An 18,975-nucleotide genomic window follows, 5' to 3' on the forward strand; every position below is an offset into this window, starting at 1 on the left:
GATAGATTTGTGTGGTGGTTTCTCCATCTTTCGTTTGGTTGCAACCTTTGTGATGATAGCAGATATACCTGATACATCCTAACCAAGCCTTCCCTTCTCAGAAAGGAAGGATGTAACCGCCCTACTCGGTACTGTTTATGCCCCACCTGTCTTCAATAGTCTTTACGACCCTTTCGGTTCCCCTTGTAGGGGACAGAAACCCCTGCGGGAGGATCCTTACCCTATACCCAAGCCCTAAATCCCTACCATAGGGATTAGGGATGTAACCGCCCTCCGGTGCTCGGAACCGCTACGCTCTAAGGTTGGCGGACCATCAAAGGTCTTCGCCATGTTGTGCGGGATGGGACCGCCAGGGGACAACTTGCTATAACTTGCTGGTTGAGACCACCATTTTTGTTCCTCATTGCAGTATCGCTCTGCACTTGTCGTCGCTCGAATGAGGAATATTGTTTTTATTCTACTTTTGAGAGGATTACCTCAGGAGAGGTACCCATCAGGGTTATGGCGGAGTAATCCATATTACGTGTAATCATACGATTACCTTCTTTACTAACTGTTCGGAATTTCCGAACAGTTGCTGACAGCATCAATTTTCTGAAGACTTACCTATTTGTCATATTCTTCTAAAAAGCGTTTGATCATGGAAGTTACGGCTTGCGGAGACCGCTTGACATGAACTATCCCCATAATTACAATTTGCTCGCCATCTATCAAATAATAGACACGGTTTGGAGCTAACAACAAGTGGCGTATAACCATATCCTGACCAGATACCCACGAAGTGTAGCGAGCATCATATATGCCATGTGTGGAATATTGAGCCAGTTCATCTGTCTTTTCCAAGATATTATGGAGAACTTTTTGAGAGGTTAATAAGCCAAAATGTTCTTCCACATAGTCCATGACTTCATCTAACTGCGTCAAAGCCAAGTCAGACCAAACTACTTCCATCCTCTTTTTGCTTTGATAAAAGACTCAACTTGCGAATTTGGAATGCAGCGACCTGCTCTATTTTCCTTCAGAGCATATTCTGCAGCTGCAATCATCACCTCACGTGGTATCCCATGAATCGAATTAGTCGACTCACTTATATCAACATCGCCCAAAGAAGACTCAATTTTAGCTATCAAGGAATATTTATCCTCAATGCTTAAATTCCTGATTTCATCCCAATAAGGAATGGTTCTATCTTGTGATACATTACTTATCAACATAATACATTCTCCTTTATTTTAATCTTTGTCTGCAAATTTACGACTTTCTTTCGTAATCACCAAGGATTTAAGAGAAAATCTTCATTAAATAACTATTTTTATTTTAGCAATCTATTTGTTTCTCATTGCAGTATCGCTCTGCACTGGTCGGCGCTCGAATGAGGAGTTTATTCTATCTAATGTCCCACAGATTGCACTGATAACACAGATTTCTTAGACCTGTGCGGTCTGGGGAATTAAGGGCACGCGGATTTCGCTGATGACACAGATTTAAGTCCCACAGATTGCACTGATAACACAGATTCTTAGACCTGTGCGGTCTGGGGGATTAAGGGCACGCGGATTTCGCTGATGACGCAGATCTTTTGAGTTGTGCTGAATACGATGGTGTTTAATTTTATTTGGTTCCTCATTGCAGTATCGCTCTTCGAAAATCACCCCGTCCTTCCTTACCGTTAAAGAGGTTTTTTCGAATCCCTCCGTCTCCCTTTAGCCAAAGGGAGCTCCACCTCTAACCAAGCCTTCCTCCTCAGGAGGAAGGATGTAACCGCCCTCCGGTGCTCAGAACCGCTACGCTATAAGGTTGGCGGACCGTCAAAGGTCTCGCCATGTTATGCGGGATGGGACCGCCTGTCTGTTACTGGGGATCAGCGCTTACGTCCTTTACCAAATAATTCAGAATGCGAACCTAAACGAACTAATTCTATTGCATTATTGTTCTTATCAAACCAAATCAAAAGTGTATCATTTTCTATATGGCATTCCATATAGTTCTTCCAGTTGCCTTTCAAAGAATGAGGATTATATTCTTCCGGTATCTGATTGCCTTCTGCCAAAAGCTTAACTATCCCCATAAGCGTTTCTACAAATTCTTTATCATTCTTAAAACGCTTATAATCTTTCTTGAACTGCGAGGTCTTTCGAATTTCTTTCATAAACCCTATTCCTCCATTGATGCCATGAAACTTTCTAAGCTATCTACTCGAACTACTCCCGCATCATGACCACTCTCAGCCTCTTTCATTGCTGCCAAAGTTTCTGCGTTTGGAACATCTTCCAAAGCAGCACTCCTTGAAACTGGGGAGTCTGAAACTATTTTAACGCCTCTCATAAGAGAGAGGACATTCTTTAATTGCTCCAACAAAGATGGACTATCTATCTGTAATGTTAACTGTGCCATAACTTCTATATTTAATTCGCAGCAAAGATAAGGGTTTTCTGTGAAACTACCAAATTTTGGGGGAGTTTTTTCAACTCTGACCAATTACTTGTAGAGATCTACGGTGATATCGAATGGTGAAGCGAAATCTTTCAGCATTGCATGCTTCGTAATAAGCAGCTAAGCACTATAACATTTTTCGACTCCCCTGTCCCCCTCTTGCGAAGAGGGGGTCCTTAACCCACTCCCAAGCCCTCGCCCTTTCCAAAAGGGCAAGGGATGTAACCGCCCTCCGGTGCTCAGAACCGCTACGCTATAAGGTTGGCGGGGCATCAAAGCCCTCGCCATATTGTGCGGGATGGGACCGCCTTCCTATTATCTTGCTAAAGGTGCTGGGTACTACCCCTATTTTAAAACAACATTAGCTTGCAATAAGTCACAAAGAGAGCGTAACGTTTTTAATGTATAAGGACGAATCGTCAAGTCATCACAGATTAACTTCTTATCCTTATCCAAGAAAAACATACCACAATGATCATTAAGACCTGCTTTAACAGGATATATTCTTAATCTATCATGTAAGTTTGCTAAATAACTTGGAGTAAAAAGAGCATAACCCACATAATGGCTTTCTGTCTTTTTAAAAACATACTTACCTTTTTTATTCAAATGCTTTTGGTCTATAAAAGACAGCCTGGACAATGAGACATAAGACTCTACTTCACCATTCGTAAAACGTCGAAGATTAAATGCCGCAAAATTCAACTGATGGGTATTTTCATCATAAAAGGCTGGAGAAGACAACAATCGAGCAATCTCCTCCAAATCTTTCAATACTGGTTTCTCAAATGTTATATCACATTCCATTAGGCTATGTTCTTTAAGACTTCCAAAAATTTAGGGAGTTCCGAAAGTGGGAGGATGCCCTCTTTCTCTATCTCTCCATAATTGACATCATACACTATCCTATCACTAAGAATAGATAAACAGGCGTCTCCTTTGGAGGTCTTCCATTGCATTAATATATAGCCATTGGTATTTGGGAATATTGCTAATCCTTGAAGTAACGATTCGCTACAACATGCAACAACCTTCTGAGAATAATCACATGCTTCTGATGATATGGAAGGGGAACCCGCATAATCCCAATTTGCCGGCAAATCTCGAAGTTCAAGAATTCGCTTCTCAAGTCGTTGTCTTAACGAAAGACTTGGTTTCTTATTCAAGTGTTGCTTCAATAATCGTAAAGCTTCTGCCATAGCATCAGTCACACTGATGTTATTCTGCTCTGCTATCGTTGCATAGCCTTGATATAATGTATTATCGAGTACCAATGTTGCCATAATCGTAATATTCTAATTCTTGGCTGCAAATATAAGGGTTTTCTGTGAAACTACCAAATTTTTGGAGGAGTTTTTGATCCTTGCTCTAATCTCCCACAGATTTGGCTTTACTTCCCACTGGTCAGTGGGTCCGGTGGACAAATCTCCCTTCGGCCGCCGATTTTCAATTCACGGATTTGCACAGATACTCTCGTTGCAGCAACGGTTCTCACTAAGCTTCGCAGCAATAGATATTTCTCTGCACGCGAATTACGCATTTTTTCGGAACACGAATTGCACGAATTACACGAATATGTTGCTTAGTCTCTAAAGATTCGAGAGATTCGGGAGATTCGTGTTCAAAAATCAACACTCAATATTATTTCTTAGTCGCTCACGGATCTCACGGATCTCACGGATTTCAAACAACTTCCATCCTCTCTTTGCCTTGTGATATGAACAGAAGACTTCAAGAAGTTGAGCATTTATAATATAGAAATGATACCAAGTAATAAGCTTAGCACTCCCAAAATAGCACCAAGCCATCCCAAGCGCACACTTAACTTCGAGATTTTATCTCCTGCAACAAGCATGTCATTAGCCATCTTGATATGAACTAATGTAGCATTAGCTCGTCTGCCCTGAAAGACATTTTCCACTCTCTCCTTTATCACCTTTATATTATTTATAGCATTGTCTGTATTAAATGCACATGCCTGTAGCGTATGGTTATCACCAAGAGCTTTGTGATAAGAAACATTGTTATGAGAATACAATAAAGCACGATAATAGACAACCTCCCCTAAGATATCTATACATCTTGCATCAAAACTTTCAAACTTTTCCTTGTACAAGACATCACGATAATCTGGTGAATCCAAGATACTCATAAGATAGGATGCATCAAATTCCAATTGTTCAGTAAAGTCTCGGAATCGTTTTTCATATTGGCGCAAATAAAATATTAAAGGCTTGTTGTCTGGAGAAGAAATCTGAGAGTCGCTTTCCTTCGTACATACATAAGCATCAAGAATGGAATCACAGTCATCCGTATGATTCTTATGTTCATGATAAAATCCCTTGACATAATGATATATGGGGTTTGTCAAAGCCTTAATCATCATTTATACTCCTAAAGCATAAAAGCATTGTCCATCTAGTCGTTCCAAGCGAGTTGGCTCACGATAGAATTTTTCCTGCTCCTTGCCAAGCTTGGTTATTTGCCAAGTAGAGTTTAATTGTTCCAACTTATCTTTTGTAATGCCTTTCTTGATAAAGCCCATACGACAGAATTGATTGAAGAATTTTTCTCCAATCTCGCCGATCAATTCTCTTTTGCCACCATGTTGTTTCTTTGCAATAAACAATATGGCTTCTTTTCTATCGTTAATCATAAGTCCTATCTCCTATTATTTTATATCTTTTCGACTGCAAATATACGACTTTCTTTCGAAAACGCCAAGCGATTTCTTGAATATTTTCTTAAGCTCCCACAGATCTCACAGATTAACACAGATTTCTTCGTTGCAAGCAACAGTCGTCACTATGCCTCACAGCAATAGATATTTCTCTGCACACGAATTACGCATTTTTTTTCGGAACACGAATTGCACGAATTACACGAATAAGGTATATCACCAATACAGCATCCCCACTATATTCCAAGTAGTTACACCTATCAGTTTTTTGAAAAATGTTATATTTGTTCCTCATTGCAGTATCGCTCTGCGCTTGTCGTCGCTCGAATGGGGGAGTTTATTCTTTCTAATGTCCCACAGATTTCGCTGAGTACACAGATTTTTAAGATTTATCAAACGATTCCAAATCTCTTCTTTTCCTTATTAGTAAGAGTTTCGGTTGTTTTAAGTACCTCAAAGATGCCTTGGAGATCTTGGGAGGTCAAAGTTCCAAAATACTCTCCTTCCATCAATTTCTTTAATGGGATAGAAAAGAGCATGCCACAATCAACAAAACTATCATACTTCAAGAATTCAGGATAATCTGTTTGATGAAGAAGATATTGGGCTGAAAGAAAAGAATCGGAATAAGCTGCCTTAGGACTCATTTTTGTATTAACCAATACAGAACCATAACATACTTTTTTCACTTTATCTACTCCGATAATTACTAACTTCTTTGGTTTCTGCTTTCTTCCATCCTTGAAGACCAAGCCTTCTTCTATTGAAATAACTGTTCGTACCAACGAACCTATTTCTAATTTATCTTCGGTAACCTTACGAAGATTATCAAGATAGGATTTCTGCAACTCCCTTAAATCCATGACAATGCTTTTTGAACTGATTGGCGGTCACGAATTACGCATAGCATGTCTTTGCTTGCTCCTGCCGCAGCTGCCATATCATACATGGTTATCTTGGAGTCCTCACCTGTCTTGTCAGCCTGACGTTTTGCACGTTTCCAAGCTCTGTCTTCATGGGACTTATCGGATAGGTCAAAGGATTCTACATCCTTGCACTTTTCAATCCATTTATTCAACATCTTCACATCAGCTACAGATAGTTCATCCATATCGCATTCCGTATTCTTGGAAGCAAGAACAAGTTGATGACCATCTTGAGAGCTAGCTATATTCAATGAATCTGCAAAATCCTTCAATTCTGGCGAAGAAAGGTCTGCCTTGCCTTCTATTCCACGCAACACCTTATAGGTTAAAGCTGGTACAGGACCATGCTTTCTTGCTACAAAGGTATCGTAAATGATTGGCAATCCATACTCTTTCAACTGATCTTGCTGCGCAAAATACATTACCTTAAAGAGATGAATATAATCAACTCCTTCTGGGAATGCTTTCAGTATATAAAGCACTACTGCCTTTATTTTCAAAATCTGATCTATTGTCTTCATTATTGTATCTCCTTTTTTAGGTGCAAAAATAAGGGTTTTCTGTGAAACTACCAAATTTTTGGGGTGTTTTTTCAACACCGCCCAATTACTTATAGAGATCTACGGTGATATCGAATGATGAAGCGAAATCTTTCAGCATTGCATGCTTCGTAATAAGCAGCTAAGCACTATAACATTTTTCGACTCCCCTGTCCCCCTCTTGCGAAGAGGGGGTCCTTAACCCACTCCCAAGCCCTCGCCCTTTCCAAAAGGGCAAGGGATGTAACCGCCCTCCGGTGCTCAGAACCGCTACGCTCTAAGGTTGGCGGGGCATCAAAGCCCTCGCCAGGTTGTGCGGGATGGGACCGCCAGGCTATTACTTGCTGATGAAGAACGCCTGGCTAATGTTCGGGTTTCAACATAAACATATTAACAGTATTGTTGAATTCTGACACGTAATCTACAAAATGCGGATTATCTTTTCTTAGAATCATTGCTGCGTAATTATCTACTCCTTCCAAGTCTTGGATATTAGCAACCATAATGACATATTGTTCTTTGTCATTAGCATAAGCAAACCAAGAATCAAACAGGCGATTTCGCATAGCTTGCTTTCTATCGCCCGTTTCACATATATAAAGGAGAGCAAACTCGTTTGTCTCAAAGAAATTGTCTATGATAGCAATTACGGTATCTCGCACCTTCATATCACGAGGTGAACGTTGCTTATTCACATTCGTGATATTAAACATGTATGCCTCGCCATGCTCCAGCAAGTCATCAAGATCAAAGCTAATAGCAATCTCAACGCTATAATCTGTTACGAAACGGTAAGTATTTGGATTTACCATCATAACATCATACGGTGAAGAGGCATTGATTGTTTTCAAAGAAAGCTGTTTCATGTCACCAAACATTTACAAACTTTGGCTCTTCTCCTGTACGAGCTAAATAATCCTGACGGAGCATCTGCTCTAACTCTGCCATACGCTTTCTTTTTCTTTCCTTTGATGCCATGAATCTTTTCATCGCAGCATCACGCTTCTCCCAAAATTCTTTATTCAATGTATCCATATTAACCTCCAAATTTTATTTTTTTTGTGCAAATATAAGGGTTTTCTTTGAAACTACCAAATTTTCGGAGGTGTTTCTACTTCATGTCCTGATCTCACGCTGATTTTATTCCCATAGCTATGTGTTGTAAGCATCACTTAATACAAGCTAAAGGAACCTTTGCTCTTCTTTTTGCGGGATGGGACCGCCAGGCTGTTATGGGGATCAGCTTGCAATTATATTGCTGAAAGTGGGTGCATGGAGAGGGTATCCTCCATTGATGCCATGAAACTTTCTATCTCGGTCTTCTTTCTTGATTATTCCTTATCTTTTTTTATCTCGTCAGCAGGTTTCTCCACCAATTTTTGCTCTGCCTGGCTGGCAGTGGGCGCAATGAGATTGTTTCCGCCATGAATATTGAAGATTGCATGGGGATCCTGATACTCCTTGATTTGATCGATGAGGCCATGATACTCCTTGGACATCATCTTGCGTAGCAGACATTGCACTCGGGAGACGTCGGCAAAGTGATTCTCATTCATGAACTCCTGTGCCTTCTGTATCATGTACAAATTTTTATCCTCCATACTAAATTAACCATCTAGAATCAATAAAAGCCAATTTTCTGCAGCAATTGACCATAATCCGCAAGTTTTGCGAGTTGAAAATTCTATAGTTGTACGACTGTAAAGCTTCAGTTGTACGACTATACATGCTATAGTTGTACAACTCTGGAGTTATAGTCGTACAACTATAGGGGTCATAGTCGTACGACTATAGATTTTCAAGAGATCAAGTATATTTTTCAATTTTTATACACTACTGATTATCAGCAACTTACCAAGCCTCAACATAATTTCAATTCTACAAAACGAATTTGGATTCATTGAAAATTCTGAAATTATGGAGTGCGTAAAAGTGCCTTTTGTCAGTATTTTTCCTTACGCTACTTCATTGGTGATCATTTCCACTTATACCAGGCTTCATTGATATACTTGCGGATATTACTGATGCCTGTAGTAACCTGAGGAGCCAAGGGTTGTAAGACTTCGATGAACTCCTGCTTCACCATAATATCTTGGTCAACCTTTACATCTGTATCATTCACCATATCCATCACCACCTGAGCCAATTCCTTGGCATTGGTGCATGCAGAGAGCTTGGCTACATATTCTGCTAATGCTTCCACATTATTAATATATAAGGAGAGACGGGTTGTTTCGGGTGAGAGAACAGGCTCTTGACTTGTGGTCTTCGCCTTCATCATCTCCTCTATGTACTTGTCGCCATAAAAGTTTTGCTCAGCCTTGATAGCATTGGGCAGAATCTGGTTGTTACCGCCAGAGATATTAAAGACGATATTTGCCTTGCTGGTATCTTCCATTGCTATGATTTTTATTAAAAGTGAGCGTATCGTGAATGAGCAGTAAACAGATGGTGAACGTCAGTGAAGGCATTTGTTTTCGCCTCCGAAATGTTGTATCTTCGCAACGTCAATCAGAACAAACGGGATTGCTAATCTCTTTGGACTGACGATGACTGAACTTTAGTATTAATCTTTTAAATGTTTCAATTATGAGTAAAAGCTACAAAGTTGCAAAGAAGACCATTAACATGGGTGAGAAGAAGGGTCAGACACTCTTTTCTGTTAGACCTTACAGTTACGGTACCTTGACCACCGAGGAGGTTGCTAAACAAATCGCAGTGGAGTCTACAGCTACTCCTGCAGACGTAAAGGCGGTACTCGACCGCTATGCTTACTACGTGAAGGAGAACCTGAAGAAGGGTTACGACATCGAGTTGCTTGGATTCGGCAAGCTCTTCATCCGCTTCATTACCGGCAAAGCCGTAGAAGATGAGAGTAAGGCGAACGCTAAACTCGTCAAGAGTCTCGTTCCTGCCTTCCGTCCTTCTTTCACCAAGTTGCAGAATGGTACTCGTCTCTACAACCTGATTCCTGATTCCATCGAACTCGTCAAGTACGGTGAAGAGAAAAAGGATAAGACTACCGGCGGTGAAACCACTGGCGGCGGTTCCGGCACCGAGGCTGGCGGAACTGGTTCCGACAATGGTGACGGATTGGAATAGTCTCCAACTCTGGCAGTGCCTTACCTCTCAGAAAGGGAGGCACTGCTAAACTCTGATCACTTACTGAACTTTCGCAAGTTTTGCCCACACGCCCTGAAAGGGCAAAAGCCCCTAGCCCAGGGCATCGCCCTGGGTAATTACGGACGCAAACCTGTCGCCCTGTAAGGGCAAAAGCTTTAAAACTCCAGGCAAAACATAAGGCTTTTGCCCTTACAGGGCGTCTTGCTGATTGCCATCATACCCAGGGCGATGCCCTGGGCTAGGAGCTTTTGGGCCTTCAGCCCGTACTTGAACCACATGCGAAAGTTCAGTAACTTATTGTTTCATTTAAATTTTATTGATTATGAAAATGTTTCGTTCTAACTCTGAATCAAATCCAAACAAGATTTCCTGGACTCAAATCGTGAATGCCATCGTACAGGCGCTGATTGCTGCTCTCACGGCACTGGGAGTAAGCTCGTGCGCCTTATAGGAATGTTGAGTGTTGAGTGTTAAATGTTGAATGTTGAATTATTCCTATGACGAAAGATACATTTCCTATGAACATTGGCGGGGGGAAGGTACGCTCTGAGCGCATGCTCCTCGCCAAAGTGGAGAACGGCAAGAACATGATGTCTGCCGACTCTGTGAGATTTCTGGTTCTGCATTGCTCGGCTACCCGATGCAATCAGGACTATAGTGTGGAACAGCTGCGCCGCGACCATAAGGCCCGTGGGTTTTATGACATCGGCTACCACTTCTACATCCGTAAGGATGGTACGATGACGCAGCACCGTAAGCTGCTGGAGGTGGGGGCTCATGCCAGACCTTATAACAGATGCTCTATCGGCATCTGCTATGAGGGAGGGCTCGATGAGCAAGGCAAGCCTTGCAACACCATGACCACTGAGCAGGAAACGAGACTCATTGATCTTTTCAGGAATCTGAAGATTCTCTTTCCGAAAGCGAAGATTGTGGGTCATCGGGACTTGCCTGGGACTACTCCAAAGGAGTGTCCGTGTCTGGATGCTGGAAGCTGGGCTGCCCGACACCGCCTTGATTAACTCTTATAACTCCTTTTGGCTGGCATTGGTAGCTAAAGGAGTTTATCATGATACGTCTTTCCAAAGTGCGTCGGATCTGTTGCTACAAAACCATTTTCAGCTACATATCCTTCACTTTTTGCCATGGCTTCGCCGTCGTCTCCTGCAACAGTGGACGTAACCTGTGAGTGTATATTTGTCTCTTTCATCATGCGAATCAAGTTCGTTTTTTGATGACGTTCATCTGAATCTCGATATAAGAGACACTGAAACTCCTTGCAAAAATACGAAAATTGTTGGAAACTAGCAAATTATGCGTGTTAAAAAATTAATATCATTCTACGTAAATCAACATTATTTTACTATTCTTTTCGTACATAATTTCCTAAGTCGTTGATTGAACGAAAGTTTTCGGTTTTTCTGTATCTCTCATGTAAAGATTCTGGAAAAATGGTTCATTTTGGTTCATTTTACAAAATTCCTCTTTTTATTCTTTTTTGCAGCTTATAGGGCAGCCAGTATTTTGGCGTTGGCATCATCTACCAGTCCCTCCTCACCACCAATTACCGCAAGCCGATAATTGATGGGAAAATCAGAGATGACAGATACACCTGATACAATTGCCTCTAAACGAACAAAGGGAAACAACCAGTCTTTGGTCGTTCCCCTTTGTTCGTTGTATTACACCTATCAGTTTTCGAAAAAAGTTATTTCATTATCGTTTTGCATAAGATAAGCTGCTCTCGGCAATTTGAAAGCAGCTTTCATACAAAGAATACATAAAAGCTAAGTTTTCCGCAGCCTCATGACTATTATATTGCTCAGAATCCTCCCAAATCCTTCTCTGTCTTATACTCCTCCATCCTATCCACGGGGAAACGAGCGTTATTCTCCTTGATGGCATCCATAATAAATTGGTCGCATTGCTCGTCCGTCCAATAACCTTTGTTGATAGCAATCTGCAAAATGTCCATCACACCGATATATTCAATGTCATTGGCATCACAATAAGGTGCCACATCACGAAAGTTGCTGCTGGCTATCGTTTCCTGTCCATAGCGAGCCATCGCCATACAGGCACACTCACCATCACCCAAAAGACCATTGTCATGCTTCAACTTAAAAAACTCCCTCTTGATATTCTGGTTCTGACTGGGAAACCTGATTACACAAGTCTTTGAATCCTTAATCCACTCATCCACTTTCTGCTTACGGTTGGCATCGCCGGGATGACGTGTTGCCTCACGATAAACATTCTCGACAACATACAGCTGATGAGGTGACAAGATACCGTTCAATTCCATGATGTGACCTGTGGCTATGAAATGCGCTATGACATCCGCATCAACCAATATGACCTTCGCTCTTGCCATCCAAAGCCTCCTTTCCGAAATCGATGCCCATATCATATAACAAACCAAAATACTTGGCTTGGGAAATCAATCCCTTGTCATAAAGTTGGCGAGCCTTTACATTATAATCTCCTATCAGTTCCTTGCTATGGGTCGGCATATATAAAGAGGTAGGATAACCATACTCCGCAGCACTCCTTATCACATCATGCTGAAATAAACCATAAACCGTCTCGGAAATCAAATCCATCTCCTTGAGTCGATAGAGAAGGCAGGAACGAGAACAACGAAAGTTCTGCTCTATCTTCAATACCGTTGCCATAGAAATAGCATCTCTCTTTCGCTTCTCTACTGGTATTAACGATAGCACGCCATCCCTTGGCAAAAGTAAGCAACGAGCAAAATAATCAGCAGATTGTTCCTCTATGCTCTTTTTGCCATCTTCGTTATCCGTCTCATAGGAGACACTAAAATCCTCTTGAAACAACAGGTGATAAAGTTCGTGACAAGCCGTGAAGCGTTGGCGACTATAATTGCTGCTTGTATTGACAAGCATGAATAGTCGCACATCATGCTCCTTACGAAGTATCTTGATAGCCATGCCCTCAAAACCCTCAGACAAAGGTTGAAAACTTGCTATGATATTCTTGTTGCGAAGCATTTGATGAACACTAACAGGCTCATTAAACTTGACTCCTTGCTCTTGGCGAAGAGAAAGGGACAAGAGTTCCAATTGTATTTTATCTGATTTTTTCAAGTTCATTGCTCATCATGATATAGTTCTTTACTATTTGCTGGAAGTGAGACACCTCTTCAAGATTAGCCACACCATCACGTCGGAAAGCGTATGCAAAGTTCACTTGCTCCATGTTACCTTCGAGTATGTCATACTCATCAATACCATAGAGACGAGCCAACTTCTCCAAGCCCTCCATAGAGACTTCAGTCTCCCCCGTCTCGTACTTCAGGTAGGCTGGTTGGCTGATGCCAAGGTACTTGCTTACCTCCTCTTGGGTGTACTTGAATTTTTCACGAAGCACACGCAATATAGATTTATTGTCGTTCATTGCCATAATTTACTGAATTGCATTCATATATTGTCACTTAGATGGTGCAAAGATAAAAAACTATATTGTTATCTGCAAACTTTTTAGTTATATTTCACAGATATTTTTGAAAAAAAGGCAAAGTTATAACTTAGCATCTTGGCACGGCGGCATTGTTTGTGTATTTTGAGAAAAGAATACGAGACTTAGTCTCCCATATGAATAGCAAATGTGAGGTGATGCTATTTCTTTGAATGTAGCTGGCTGCGCTATAGCCTCCGCCAGAGTTTTGGTATCGTCAGCGGAGCCTGTGCCCTAAAAGGCTGCCGATATTTGTTTACGCAACAGAGTTGCGATAGTTTGTCGGCTGGCGCATCATCAAGATTCTATCAATCTGCCGCTCTCACGCAAACGTTTCTTGAAACCCTGCTTCACCGTATCAGCCCATTCATGAACGTTTTCTTTCATCACCTGTTTTTGCTTTTCATCAAAATCGGAATAGGCTATCTGTTGCACGATAAAGGTTTGAGCCGTTTCCTTAGCTAAGTCCAGTGTATGTTCTGTCACTTTGCCATTGGTAAGCTTCTCGCCTAATTGGGCGTAGAAGTAGCCTTCAAAAAAGGCTATACAATATTCTTTTGCTATCATAACGCTAAATTGTATCAATTAATGCACTTAGAAAACAAGTTTATATAGGAAAACATACGATAAAACAAGTAATCCTTTCATGATTCATTTCTTTGCTTAAACTGAAGTTTATTTCTTAAAATCATTGATTCTCAGTTTCTCTTTCAAAGAACAAACAAGCAGTTGCCCATTCTTCTAACTAAGCTATAGCCATCCAAGCCTTGAATTACCACCTTACTTTCATCGGCTGCATGAACTACGCAGTTCTTGCATTCATACAATCGGATGCCCTTACCTACGCTGCGGCGATATAGCCATAGCCAGTTTCCGGACGGCTTGGCTTGTTACCGATAGTAACTATGGCGTTCTTATCGGAAGTATAGCTCAATGCCTTGCTGAGCACTCGCTGATACTCCGAGGTATTGATGACCAGGGCATCGGATGGTGTCACCACGATGTTGGCTACTCTACCATATACTTTTCTATGTAATGGTCCTAGATAGGAGAAATCTTATTGTTGAGTTTCTACACCTTCTTTGGGATTACATCTACTGCTGTTACATGATGGTGCTGAATTTTCTACCTCTCCGTCTCTCCTGCAAGGAGAGCTCCACTTTTCTCACCAAGCCTCTCTTTCCTCAGGAACGAGAGGATGTAACCGCCCTCCGGTGCTCGGAACCGCTACGCTCTAAGGTTGGCGGACCATCAAAGATCTTCGCCATGTCATGCGGGATGGGACCGCCTTATTAGTTGCTCACATAGAACAGTTTTTAAATTCTATTTTATTTAATATCTGCAGTTGTGTCAACTTATGATTAGTTAGCATTTGCAACTGCCATATCAAGTTATCATAAGATGCTTGATCATAATAGTAGAATACCAATTCGGTATACGTCCTATCATCAGAACATAGCTTTCTAAAAAACTTCTCAAAATACTGATGGTCTGTATCTCCTAAAGAGTATCCATAGAAGATAATACGCTCTGCAGAATTCAGCCAATCAGAAAATTCTTGTACCTTTAGATGTCGGCTATGTGCTTTATATAAGAAAACATGTTCTTTAGACAATTTTGCAGAATCCTCTACACCAAATACGATATCATCACTAGGAGCTAAAGAACCATGAATATGCAAAAGATTGCCTTTTGAATCTTTAAACTTATTCCATGTTAATCTTTCTATTATACTCGTATAATTAAAAGATATAATCTTACTACCAGCTGGTAATTGATCTATGACCCTCTTTGCAGGGTTCTCAGGACTTGGGCCAAATGCTCTTTTGGTTTCTTCTTGAAGATAAAATTTTAGCGACGTCTTTAATTCTTCATATTCTTCCCTAAAAGATTCCGCCCCCAATTCAATTTTACCTGTTTTTGGCGTTAATTCAAACCTAGAAAGTAGTTGACTATACTTAGAAAGTTCATTTTCGATATCTATCCATCCCATATTCTCTTCATATTGATTATGAAGATAGGAGCATAGATAGGAAGTTTCCTCATTTGGAAAGTATGAACTCTTCATAAAGTCTCCATAAGATGTTTTAAACCCCATAGATAAATCAAAGCCATTACCTACTATCAATAATGTTTCTTCTCCATGGGTTGATGAATTGATTGTTACCATCTAGAAAAAACGCTTTAATGGTCATTACAAAACCTGTACATGAATCTGCCTTTATTTAGCTAAGCAGTATTTGCAAAAAATATCTGCACGTTTTATTCTTGCACCTCTACTATTAGTACCTGTGTACATAACAGAATAATACTTACCAAAATCGTTTTCTTCGTTTCCCTTATTGGCTAAAACTTCATCCTCAAAAGAATGGATTTTAGCAACAATATCATCCGGTATTTGACTAACTTTTGATAATTCTACGAACATTGTAAAAAAGTTAGACTTGCGATACCACATGCTATCTGTGTCCAAATTAAATGTCTTTATAACATGAAACAAATTAAGAATTTTATCCTTCATTGTTTCTGCATTTTTATAGGAATCATCATATTTTATGATATATTCTCCAGTCATCGTATTACCAGCGAAATAGCCACCTTCTTCTAAGGTAGCCATAATCATTAGTATATAATTCAAATCACCCATTCGATTTAGTTCATTATCACTAAATAAAGGGAAAGAACCGTTATCTAAATGATTCAAAATATCTTTTGCGGTACTAATAAACTCACCCTCATAAATGGCATTATTGATTTCTATGTCATTTAGCCTGTACTGAGTGAGATTAATTCTTCGAAAGACCTCTTTAATCGTATCAGAAGAGGCATCTTTCAAATCACGAACAACAACATCATAATTAAGGAAAGCAGCCTTTTGTTGATTATCCAAAGCAGAATAATGTAGGATCTTCTTACAAGGAAGTTCACCATTAATATAGCTTATTATTGTTGACAGGCGTTGCTGCCCATCTACGACAACTTGCTGTGCTTGAAAAGTCTCCAAATCAATTCCCGACTGAGCTATATAAATCTCTGGAAAAGGAAAACCTTTTAATATAGTATCAATAAAAGACTCCTTGTGTCTTATCGACCAAACTAACTTTCTCTGAAAGTCAGGTTGTAATATCAAATCTCCACGTTTAATCATTCCAATAAGATCTGATATTTTCTTTGTGCTTGGAGAAGATGGTATTTGTGCCATAACTATATCTATTTAAATTTCTTTATTGAGTTTGTATAATAGTATTCCATATAGTCAAAGTTCTTAAACAACCCTGCAGAAACTTTATAGTTACCTGCAAGATTATTATTATAAGATATTGACTTAAAATAGGAGAACCATTCATCTTTTGATAACTTACCTGTAATTTTGGCAGGAAGTATATCTGGTCTCATCCAACCTTTTATCATATATGACAAGAAACGATTATATTCCTTTTTTTCATGAGAAGTTAAAGTTTCCAAACCAGATTCCAACCGATATTGAAAATTTCTAATTTCTAAATAAAAACTTTCAAACAAGCTTTGATTTATGATAGCGACATCTATATCAGACTCGTCAGAGAAAACAGAATTCTTATGATAACTATATCCCAATTTTCCTGAGCCTAATATCAAAACTTCCTGAAAGCCAACATGCCAATGCGTTGCTATCTGTTCGCGAAAATCATAATAGAGGTTTGGATTATCTTTAAAAACATAAGGAATTCCATGTATTATGTATTTTCTCACGATTCGCAAATATTCATCATTAGAATTAGCTTGCTCTATCTTATCCAATAATTCTTGTTTCGTTATCATAATAACCAATTTAGGGATTCGACTCTAATCCTTCGCCAATATCTGAATAAAAGCTATATTGCATACACACTATACAACTAGTAGTTATACACCTATCAGCATTATAATCATATAAATGCCATCAAAGTTCCTTTCCCACCAAGAATTGACCTAAGGCGGACATCATACGGAGTTGCTTGGCTGATGGGGCTTTGATGCCTTTGTTTGCCATATCCAAATAGAAGTTGAGACTAGTGGATAAGGCTTGGGGTAACTTTGCTGGCAACAGCATGTGCCATTCCTGGTTCTCCTTATCCTCGTAGGTTGCTACCAAGAATAGTTTCTGAAGCTTGTACTGGGTCTTGCGCATCTTGCTTACTACATAGGTGTTGGCAGCGCCTTTTATAAACTCATCTACTATCTGGAGTTCCTGCTTGTTCAAAAGGCTCAAGATCTCTATTGGATTATCCAACATCTCCAGAGCTATCCGCCTAGCTGTCTCATCTTTTTTCAAGTTGGGACTTACGTATAAGTCGAGTTTGTCACATGCTTTCAGCATATTGACTACTTACCGTCTGCGGCAGTATGTAAGGAATCCTTACATACTGATTTTTCGTCTAACTCTTTCTCCTTAAAGATGTTACGAATATGCATAGTTATATTGTTACGAGTTGTACGAAACAACTCCGTCATCTGTGCTTGAGTAAGCCAAGCCGTATCTTGATCCAGTTTCACCTCCAACCTAATGCTTTCATCTGGTTGATAAAGTACTATCTGTGAATCATCAGCCATAGGCTGTATATTATTGTCGTTTGCCATAATCATACATTTTAGCGATAAAAGTACGATTTTTTCGAATCCCTCCGTCTCCCTTTAGCCAAAGGGAGCTCCACATCCTAACCAAGCCTTCCTCGTCAGGAGGAAGGATGTAACCGCCCTACTCGGTGCTCGGAACCGCTACGCTCTAAGGTTGGCGGGGCATCAAAGCCCTCGCCATGGTTGTGCGGGATGGGACAGCTGGGCTATAACTTACTATAACATTTTACTCAGATAACTCATAGTTTTTTTATGCAACAAGAGCATTCTACAACTTAACCTTCTTCAACGACTTCGAGTAAATTTCTACTTATCGTAAGCGTTGCACCACTGATATACTTGATTTCGCTGCCGATGACGGCTTTCTTGCCATTATAGCTCTGTACGTATGCTTCCACACCTTTCATGCTGCCTGCTACCACTCGCACTTTGATTCCTTTCTTCAAAGGAACAGGGGCAGCAGTGACAGGCTCTTCATCATTCTCTACAAAATATCGATAGTTGGCAACAACCTGGTCGGGAATTTGATATATTTTCCTTTGACCTGGCATCGTCAGCATCTTATACACATCCGAACGGAAGCGGATATTGTCAAGTTGTCTCGGAGAAACATTGCAAAAGATAAAGGTGGAAAGAAATAGCTTTTCTTTCACTTTTCGCTTATTGGAACGTTTGTCTATATAAACTACTTTTACCTTGGGAATCCAGTAATCAAACCAAACATGATTGTGATTAAGATTGATTCGTATAGAATCAGCTATTCTCGTTTCACAATTCACTCTCACTACAGCCACATACCATCCTGCATCAGCAGGTTTTTCAAGCCCTTCATTAGGCTTTTCCTGAACCGTTTTCTTAGCGTTTTGTTCACTTTTTGCCACGGCTTCGCCGTCGTCCCCTGCAATAGTGGACGTAACCTGTGAGTGTATATTTGTCTCTTTCATCATGCGAATCAAGCTCGTTTTTTGATGTCGTTCATCTGAATCTCTACATAAGAGACACAGAAACTCTTTGCAAATATAAGATAATTGTTGGAAACTAGCAAATTATGCGTGTTAAAAAAAATAATAAAAATGATAGGGACACCTTCGTCTCTACCAAAGAAACAAAGATGCCCCTATATATAGTAAGGTATCAGATAATGTGGGTATAAAAGGATTATTAAAAAATAAGTATTGATATTTAAAAACCAGAATAT

At 40.1% G+C, this 18,975-nt stretch carries 29 protein-coding genes and 1 pseudogene; 3 read left to right on the top strand and 27 right to left on the bottom strand.

The features are described 5' to 3' along the window. Positions 1 to 606: 606 nt before the first annotated feature. The 14 genes from ONT19_RS15990 to ONT19_RS16055 all read right to left on the bottom strand — a co-directional run bounded on the left by ONT19_RS15990 (position 607) and on the right by ONT19_RS16055 (position 8,976). A complete protein-coding gene (locus tag ONT19_RS15990) occupies positions 607 to 951 on the bottom strand; it encodes a type II toxin-antitoxin system RelE/ParE family toxin (RefSeq protein WP_006849551.1) in 345 nt (114 codons plus the stop codon). After that, a complete protein-coding gene (locus tag ONT19_RS15995; protein ID WP_006849550.1) occupies positions 942 to 1,214 on the bottom strand; it encodes a hypothetical protein in 273 nt (90 codons plus the stop codon). The genes ONT19_RS15990 and ONT19_RS15995 overlap by 10 nt, the downstream gene beginning before the upstream one ends. Positions 1,215 to 1,861: 647 nt before the next feature. Continuing rightward, entirely contained in the window at positions 1,862 to 2,149 is a 288-nt protein-coding gene (locus tag ONT19_RS16000) for a type II toxin-antitoxin system YafQ family toxin (RefSeq protein ID WP_117729061.1), read from the bottom strand. A 5-nt stretch (positions 2,150 to 2,154) separates the two neighbouring features. Then, on the bottom strand, positions 2,155 to 2,394 hold the full coding sequence (locus ONT19_RS16005; protein ID WP_117695786.1) for a hypothetical protein: 240 nt from the start codon (positions 2,392 to 2,394) through the stop codon (positions 2,155 to 2,157). 384 nt (positions 2,395 to 2,778) lie between these two features. After that, entirely contained in the window at positions 2,779 to 3,240 is a 462-nt protein-coding gene (locus ONT19_RS16010; RefSeq protein WP_119229822.1) for a hypothetical protein, read from the bottom strand. Next, entirely contained in the window at positions 3,240 to 3,716 is a 477-nt protein-coding gene (locus tag ONT19_RS16015; RefSeq protein WP_264953503.1) for a hypothetical protein, read from the bottom strand. The genes ONT19_RS16010 and ONT19_RS16015 overlap by 1 nt, the downstream gene beginning before the upstream one ends. Before the next feature lie 464 nt (positions 3,717 to 4,180). After that, positions 4,181 to 4,819, bottom strand: a complete 639-nt coding sequence (locus ONT19_RS16020; protein ID WP_264953504.1) for a hypothetical protein — start codon at positions 4,817 to 4,819, stop codon at positions 4,181 to 4,183. Beyond that, entirely contained in the window at positions 4,820 to 5,089 is a 270-nt protein-coding gene (locus ONT19_RS16025) for a hypothetical protein (protein WP_264953505.1), read from the bottom strand. It abuts the gene before it with no gap. A gap of 416 nt (positions 5,090 to 5,505) precedes the next feature. Next, on the bottom strand, positions 5,506 to 5,976 hold the full coding sequence (locus ONT19_RS16030) for a hypothetical protein (RefSeq protein ID WP_153081443.1): 471 nt from the start codon (positions 5,974 to 5,976) through the stop codon (positions 5,506 to 5,508). Beyond that, positions 5,967 to 6,560: a Panacea domain-containing protein gene (locus ONT19_RS16035; RefSeq protein WP_264953506.1), complete on the bottom strand. Its 594-nt coding sequence runs from the start codon at positions 6,558 to 6,560 to the stop codon at positions 5,967 to 5,969. Before ONT19_RS16035 ends, ONT19_RS16030 begins: the two co-directional genes overlap by 10 nt. A gap of 380 nt (positions 6,561 to 6,940) precedes the next feature. Then, positions 6,941 to 7,444, bottom strand: a complete 504-nt coding sequence (locus ONT19_RS16040; protein WP_194256958.1) for a DUF6169 family protein — start codon at positions 7,442 to 7,444, stop codon at positions 6,941 to 6,943. Position 7,445: 1 nt separating this feature from the next. Further along, the gene (locus ONT19_RS16045) at positions 7,446 to 7,613 is read right to left on the bottom strand and encodes an ABC transporter ATP-binding protein (protein ID WP_153117795.1); all 168 of its coding nucleotides are present in this window, start codon (positions 7,611 to 7,613) and stop codon (positions 7,446 to 7,448) included. A 296-nt stretch (positions 7,614 to 7,909) separates the two neighbouring features. Beyond that, positions 7,910 to 8,158, bottom strand: a complete 249-nt coding sequence (locus tag ONT19_RS16050; RefSeq protein ID WP_228113972.1) for a transcription-repair coupling factor — start codon at positions 8,156 to 8,158, stop codon at positions 7,910 to 7,912. Between the two features lie 395 nt (positions 8,159 to 8,553). Continuing rightward, complete coding sequence (locus ONT19_RS16055) at positions 8,554 to 8,976, bottom strand: hypothetical protein (protein ID WP_118140661.1); 423 nt, start codon at positions 8,974 to 8,976, stop codon at positions 8,554 to 8,556. Positions 8,977 to 9,167: 191 nt separating this feature from the next. Between ONT19_RS16055 and ONT19_RS16060 the strand changes: the two genes are divergently transcribed. The 3 genes from ONT19_RS16060 to ONT19_RS16070 all read left to right on the top strand — a co-directional run bounded on the left by ONT19_RS16060 (position 9,168) and on the right by ONT19_RS16070 (position 10,723). After that, positions 9,168 to 9,680 carry an HU family DNA-binding protein gene (locus ONT19_RS16060; protein WP_264953507.1) on the top strand — a complete coding sequence of 171 codons (513 nt, stop codon included), beginning with the start codon at positions 9,168 to 9,170 and terminating at the stop codon, positions 9,678 to 9,680. Between the two features lie 343 nt (positions 9,681 to 10,023). Then, a complete protein-coding gene (locus ONT19_RS16065) occupies positions 10,024 to 10,152 on the top strand; it encodes a smalltalk protein (protein ID WP_006847514.1) in 129 nt (42 codons plus the stop codon). Between the two features lie 46 nt (positions 10,153 to 10,198). Then, the gene (locus ONT19_RS16070) at positions 10,199 to 10,723 is read left to right on the top strand and encodes an N-acetylmuramoyl-L-alanine amidase (protein WP_153095749.1); all 525 of its coding nucleotides are present in this window, start codon (positions 10,199 to 10,201) and stop codon (positions 10,721 to 10,723) included. A 32-nt stretch (positions 10,724 to 10,755) separates the two neighbouring features. On the opposite strand, the gene ONT19_RS16075 is transcribed toward ONT19_RS16070, so the two are convergent. The 13 genes and pseudogenes from ONT19_RS16075 to ONT19_RS16135 all read right to left on the bottom strand — a co-directional run bounded on the left by ONT19_RS16075 (position 10,756) and on the right by ONT19_RS16135 (position 18,724). Then, entirely contained in the window at positions 10,756 to 10,914 is a 159-nt protein-coding gene (locus ONT19_RS16075) for a hypothetical protein (RefSeq protein ID WP_264953508.1), read from the bottom strand. A 292-nt stretch (positions 10,915 to 11,206) separates the two neighbouring features. Next, positions 11,207 to 11,350, bottom strand: coding sequence for a hypothetical protein (locus tag ONT19_RS16080; RefSeq protein ID WP_153098457.1), 144 nt, complete (start codon positions 11,348 to 11,350; stop codon positions 11,207 to 11,209). A gap of 173 nt (positions 11,351 to 11,523) precedes the next feature. Then, the gene (locus ONT19_RS16085) at positions 11,524 to 12,075 is read right to left on the bottom strand and encodes a hypothetical protein (RefSeq protein ID WP_264953509.1); all 552 of its coding nucleotides are present in this window, start codon (positions 12,073 to 12,075) and stop codon (positions 11,524 to 11,526) included. Further along, entirely contained in the window at positions 12,047 to 12,817 is a 771-nt protein-coding gene (locus ONT19_RS16090; protein WP_119229827.1) for an ImmA/IrrE family metallo-endopeptidase, read from the bottom strand. Before ONT19_RS16090 ends, ONT19_RS16085 begins: the two co-directional genes overlap by 29 nt. Beyond that, positions 12,795 to 13,127 carry a helix-turn-helix domain-containing protein gene (locus tag ONT19_RS16095; protein WP_264953510.1) on the bottom strand — a complete coding sequence of 111 codons (333 nt, stop codon included), beginning with the start codon at positions 13,125 to 13,127 and terminating at the stop codon, positions 12,795 to 12,797. The genes ONT19_RS16090 and ONT19_RS16095 overlap by 23 nt, the downstream gene beginning before the upstream one ends. 351 nt (positions 13,128 to 13,478) lie before the next feature. After that, positions 13,479 to 13,748 carry a hypothetical protein gene (locus tag ONT19_RS16100; protein WP_264953511.1) on the bottom strand — a complete coding sequence of 90 codons (270 nt, stop codon included), beginning with the start codon at positions 13,746 to 13,748 and terminating at the stop codon, positions 13,479 to 13,481. 277 nt (positions 13,749 to 14,025) lie between these two features. Further along, positions 14,026 to 14,190 (bottom strand): annotated as a pseudogene (locus ONT19_RS16415) (sugar phosphate nucleotidyltransferase); the annotation flags it as partial. Between the two features lie 291 nt (positions 14,191 to 14,481). After that, complete coding sequence (locus ONT19_RS16110) at positions 14,482 to 15,351, bottom strand: bacteriophage abortive infection AbiH family protein (protein WP_264963880.1); 870 nt, start codon at positions 15,349 to 15,351, stop codon at positions 14,482 to 14,484. Positions 15,352 to 15,402: 51 nt separating this feature from the next. Continuing rightward, a complete protein-coding gene (locus ONT19_RS16115; RefSeq protein WP_264953433.1) occupies positions 15,403 to 16,383 on the bottom strand; it encodes a DUF262 domain-containing protein in 981 nt (326 codons plus the stop codon). An 8-nt stretch (positions 16,384 to 16,391) separates the two neighbouring features. Next, entirely contained in the window at positions 16,392 to 16,982 is a 591-nt protein-coding gene (locus ONT19_RS16120) for a hypothetical protein (RefSeq protein ID WP_264953434.1), read from the bottom strand. A 121-nt stretch (positions 16,983 to 17,103) separates the two neighbouring features. Beyond that, on the bottom strand, positions 17,104 to 17,520 hold the full coding sequence (locus ONT19_RS16125; protein ID WP_264953435.1) for a hypothetical protein: 417 nt from the start codon (positions 17,518 to 17,520) through the stop codon (positions 17,104 to 17,106). Positions 17,521 to 17,525: 5 nt separating this feature from the next. Next, positions 17,526 to 17,780, bottom strand: a complete 255-nt coding sequence (locus ONT19_RS16130; protein WP_264953436.1) for a hypothetical protein — start codon at positions 17,778 to 17,780, stop codon at positions 17,526 to 17,528. Between the two features lie 272 nt (positions 17,781 to 18,052). Continuing rightward, complete coding sequence (locus ONT19_RS16135; protein ID WP_264953437.1) at positions 18,053 to 18,724, bottom strand: transcription termination/antitermination NusG family protein; 672 nt, start codon at positions 18,722 to 18,724, stop codon at positions 18,053 to 18,055. Between the last annotated feature and the right edge of the window lie 251 nt (positions 18,725 to 18,975).

The organism is Segatella copri (genome assembly GCF_026015625.1).
GTDB lineage: Bacteria > Bacteroidota > Bacteroidia > Bacteroidales > Bacteroidaceae > Prevotella > Prevotella copri_H.

What these genes read in the sequence shown, in the direction of transcription:
- ONT19_RS16015 (WP_264953503.1), bottom strand. Translation starts at nt 3,716, where the DNA reads ATGGCAACATTGGTACTCGATAATACATTATATCAAGGCTATGCAACG.
- ONT19_RS16055 (WP_118140661.1), bottom strand. Translation starts at nt 8,976, where the DNA reads ATGGAAGATACCAGCAAGGCAAATATCGTCTTTAATATCTCTGGCGGT.
- ONT19_RS16035 (WP_264953506.1), bottom strand. Translation starts at nt 6,560, where the DNA reads ATGAAGACAATAGATCAGATTTTGAAAATAAAGGCAGTAGTGCTTTAT.
- ONT19_RS16125 (WP_264953435.1), bottom strand. Translation starts at nt 17,520, where the DNA reads ATGCTGAAAGCATGTGACAAACTCGACTTATACGTAAGTCCCAACTTG.
- ONT19_RS16005 (WP_117695786.1), bottom strand. Translation starts at nt 2,394, where the DNA reads ATGGCACAGTTAACATTACAGATAGATAGTCCATCTTTGTTGGAGCAA.
- ONT19_RS16100 (WP_264953511.1), bottom strand. Translation starts at nt 13,748, where the DNA reads ATGATAGCAAAAGAATATTGTATAGCCTTTTTTGAAGGCTACTTCTAC.
- ONT19_RS16065 (WP_006847514.1), top strand. Translation starts at nt 10,024, where the DNA reads ATGAAAATGTTTCGTTCTAACTCTGAATCAAATCCAAACAAGATTTCC.
- ONT19_RS16110 (WP_264963880.1), bottom strand. Translation starts at nt 15,351, where the DNA reads ATGGTAACAATCAATTCATCAACCCATGGAGAAGAAACATTATTGATA.
- ONT19_RS16090 (WP_119229827.1), bottom strand. Translation starts at nt 12,817, where the DNA reads ATGAACTTGAAAAAATCAGATAAAATACAATTGGAACTCTTGTCCCTT.
- ONT19_RS15995 (WP_006849550.1), bottom strand. Translation starts at nt 1,214, where the DNA reads ATGTTGATAAGTAATGTATCACAAGATAGAACCATTCCTTATTGGGAT.
- ONT19_RS16025 (WP_264953505.1), bottom strand. Translation starts at nt 5,089, where the DNA reads ATGATTAACGATAGAAAAGAAGCCATATTGTTTATTGCAAAGAAACAA.
- ONT19_RS16120 (WP_264953434.1), bottom strand. Translation starts at nt 16,982, where the DNA reads ATGATAACGAAACAAGAATTATTGGATAAGATAGAGCAAGCTAATTCT.
- ONT19_RS16050 (WP_228113972.1), bottom strand. Translation starts at nt 8,158, where the DNA reads ATGATACAGAAGGCACAGGAGTTCATGAATGAGAATCACTTTGCCGAC.
- ONT19_RS16040 (WP_194256958.1), bottom strand. Translation starts at nt 7,444, where the DNA reads ATGAAACAGCTTTCTTTGAAAACAATCAATGCCTCTTCACCGTATGAT.
- ONT19_RS16085 (WP_264953509.1), bottom strand. Translation starts at nt 12,075, where the DNA reads ATGGCAAGAGCGAAGGTCATATTGGTTGATGCGGATGTCATAGCGCAT.
- ONT19_RS16115 (WP_264953433.1), bottom strand. Translation starts at nt 16,383, where the DNA reads ATGGCACAAATACCATCTTCTCCAAGCACAAAGAAAATATCAGATCTT.
- ONT19_RS16030 (WP_153081443.1), bottom strand. Translation starts at nt 5,976, where the DNA reads ATGGATTTAAGGGAGTTGCAGAAATCCTATCTTGATAATCTTCGTAAG.
- ONT19_RS16000 (WP_117729061.1), bottom strand. Translation starts at nt 2,149, where the DNA reads ATGAAAGAAATTCGAAAGACCTCGCAGTTCAAGAAAGATTATAAGCGT.
- ONT19_RS16130 (WP_264953436.1), bottom strand. Translation starts at nt 17,780, where the DNA reads ATGGCAAACGACAATAATATACAGCCTATGGCTGATGATTCACAGATA.
- ONT19_RS16070 (WP_153095749.1), top strand. Translation starts at nt 10,199, where the DNA reads ATGACGAAAGATACATTTCCTATGAACATTGGCGGGGGGAAGGTACGC.
- ONT19_RS16060 (WP_264953507.1), top strand. Translation starts at nt 9,168, where the DNA reads ATGAGTAAAAGCTACAAAGTTGCAAAGAAGACCATTAACATGGGTGAG.
- ONT19_RS16020 (WP_264953504.1), bottom strand. Translation starts at nt 4,819, where the DNA reads ATGATGATTAAGGCTTTGACAAACCCCATATATCATTATGTCAAGGGA.
- ONT19_RS16045 (WP_153117795.1), bottom strand. Translation starts at nt 7,613, where the DNA reads ATGGATACATTGAATAAAGAATTTTGGGAGAAGCGTGATGCTGCGATG.
- ONT19_RS16010 (WP_119229822.1), bottom strand. Translation starts at nt 3,240, where the DNA reads ATGGAATGTGATATAACATTTGAGAAACCAGTATTGAAAGATTTGGAG.
- ONT19_RS16135 (WP_264953437.1), bottom strand. Translation starts at nt 18,724, where the DNA reads ATGATGAAAGAGACAAATATACACTCACAGGTTACGTCCACTATTGCA.
- ONT19_RS16075 (WP_264953508.1), bottom strand. Translation starts at nt 10,914, where the DNA reads ATGATGAAAGAGACAAATATACACTCACAGGTTACGTCCACTGTTGCA.
- ONT19_RS15990 (WP_006849551.1), bottom strand. Translation starts at nt 951, where the DNA reads ATGGAAGTAGTTTGGTCTGACTTGGCTTTGACGCAGTTAGATGAAGTC.
- ONT19_RS16095 (WP_264953510.1), bottom strand. Translation starts at nt 13,127, where the DNA reads ATGGCAATGAACGACAATAAATCTATATTGCGTGTGCTTCGTGAAAAA.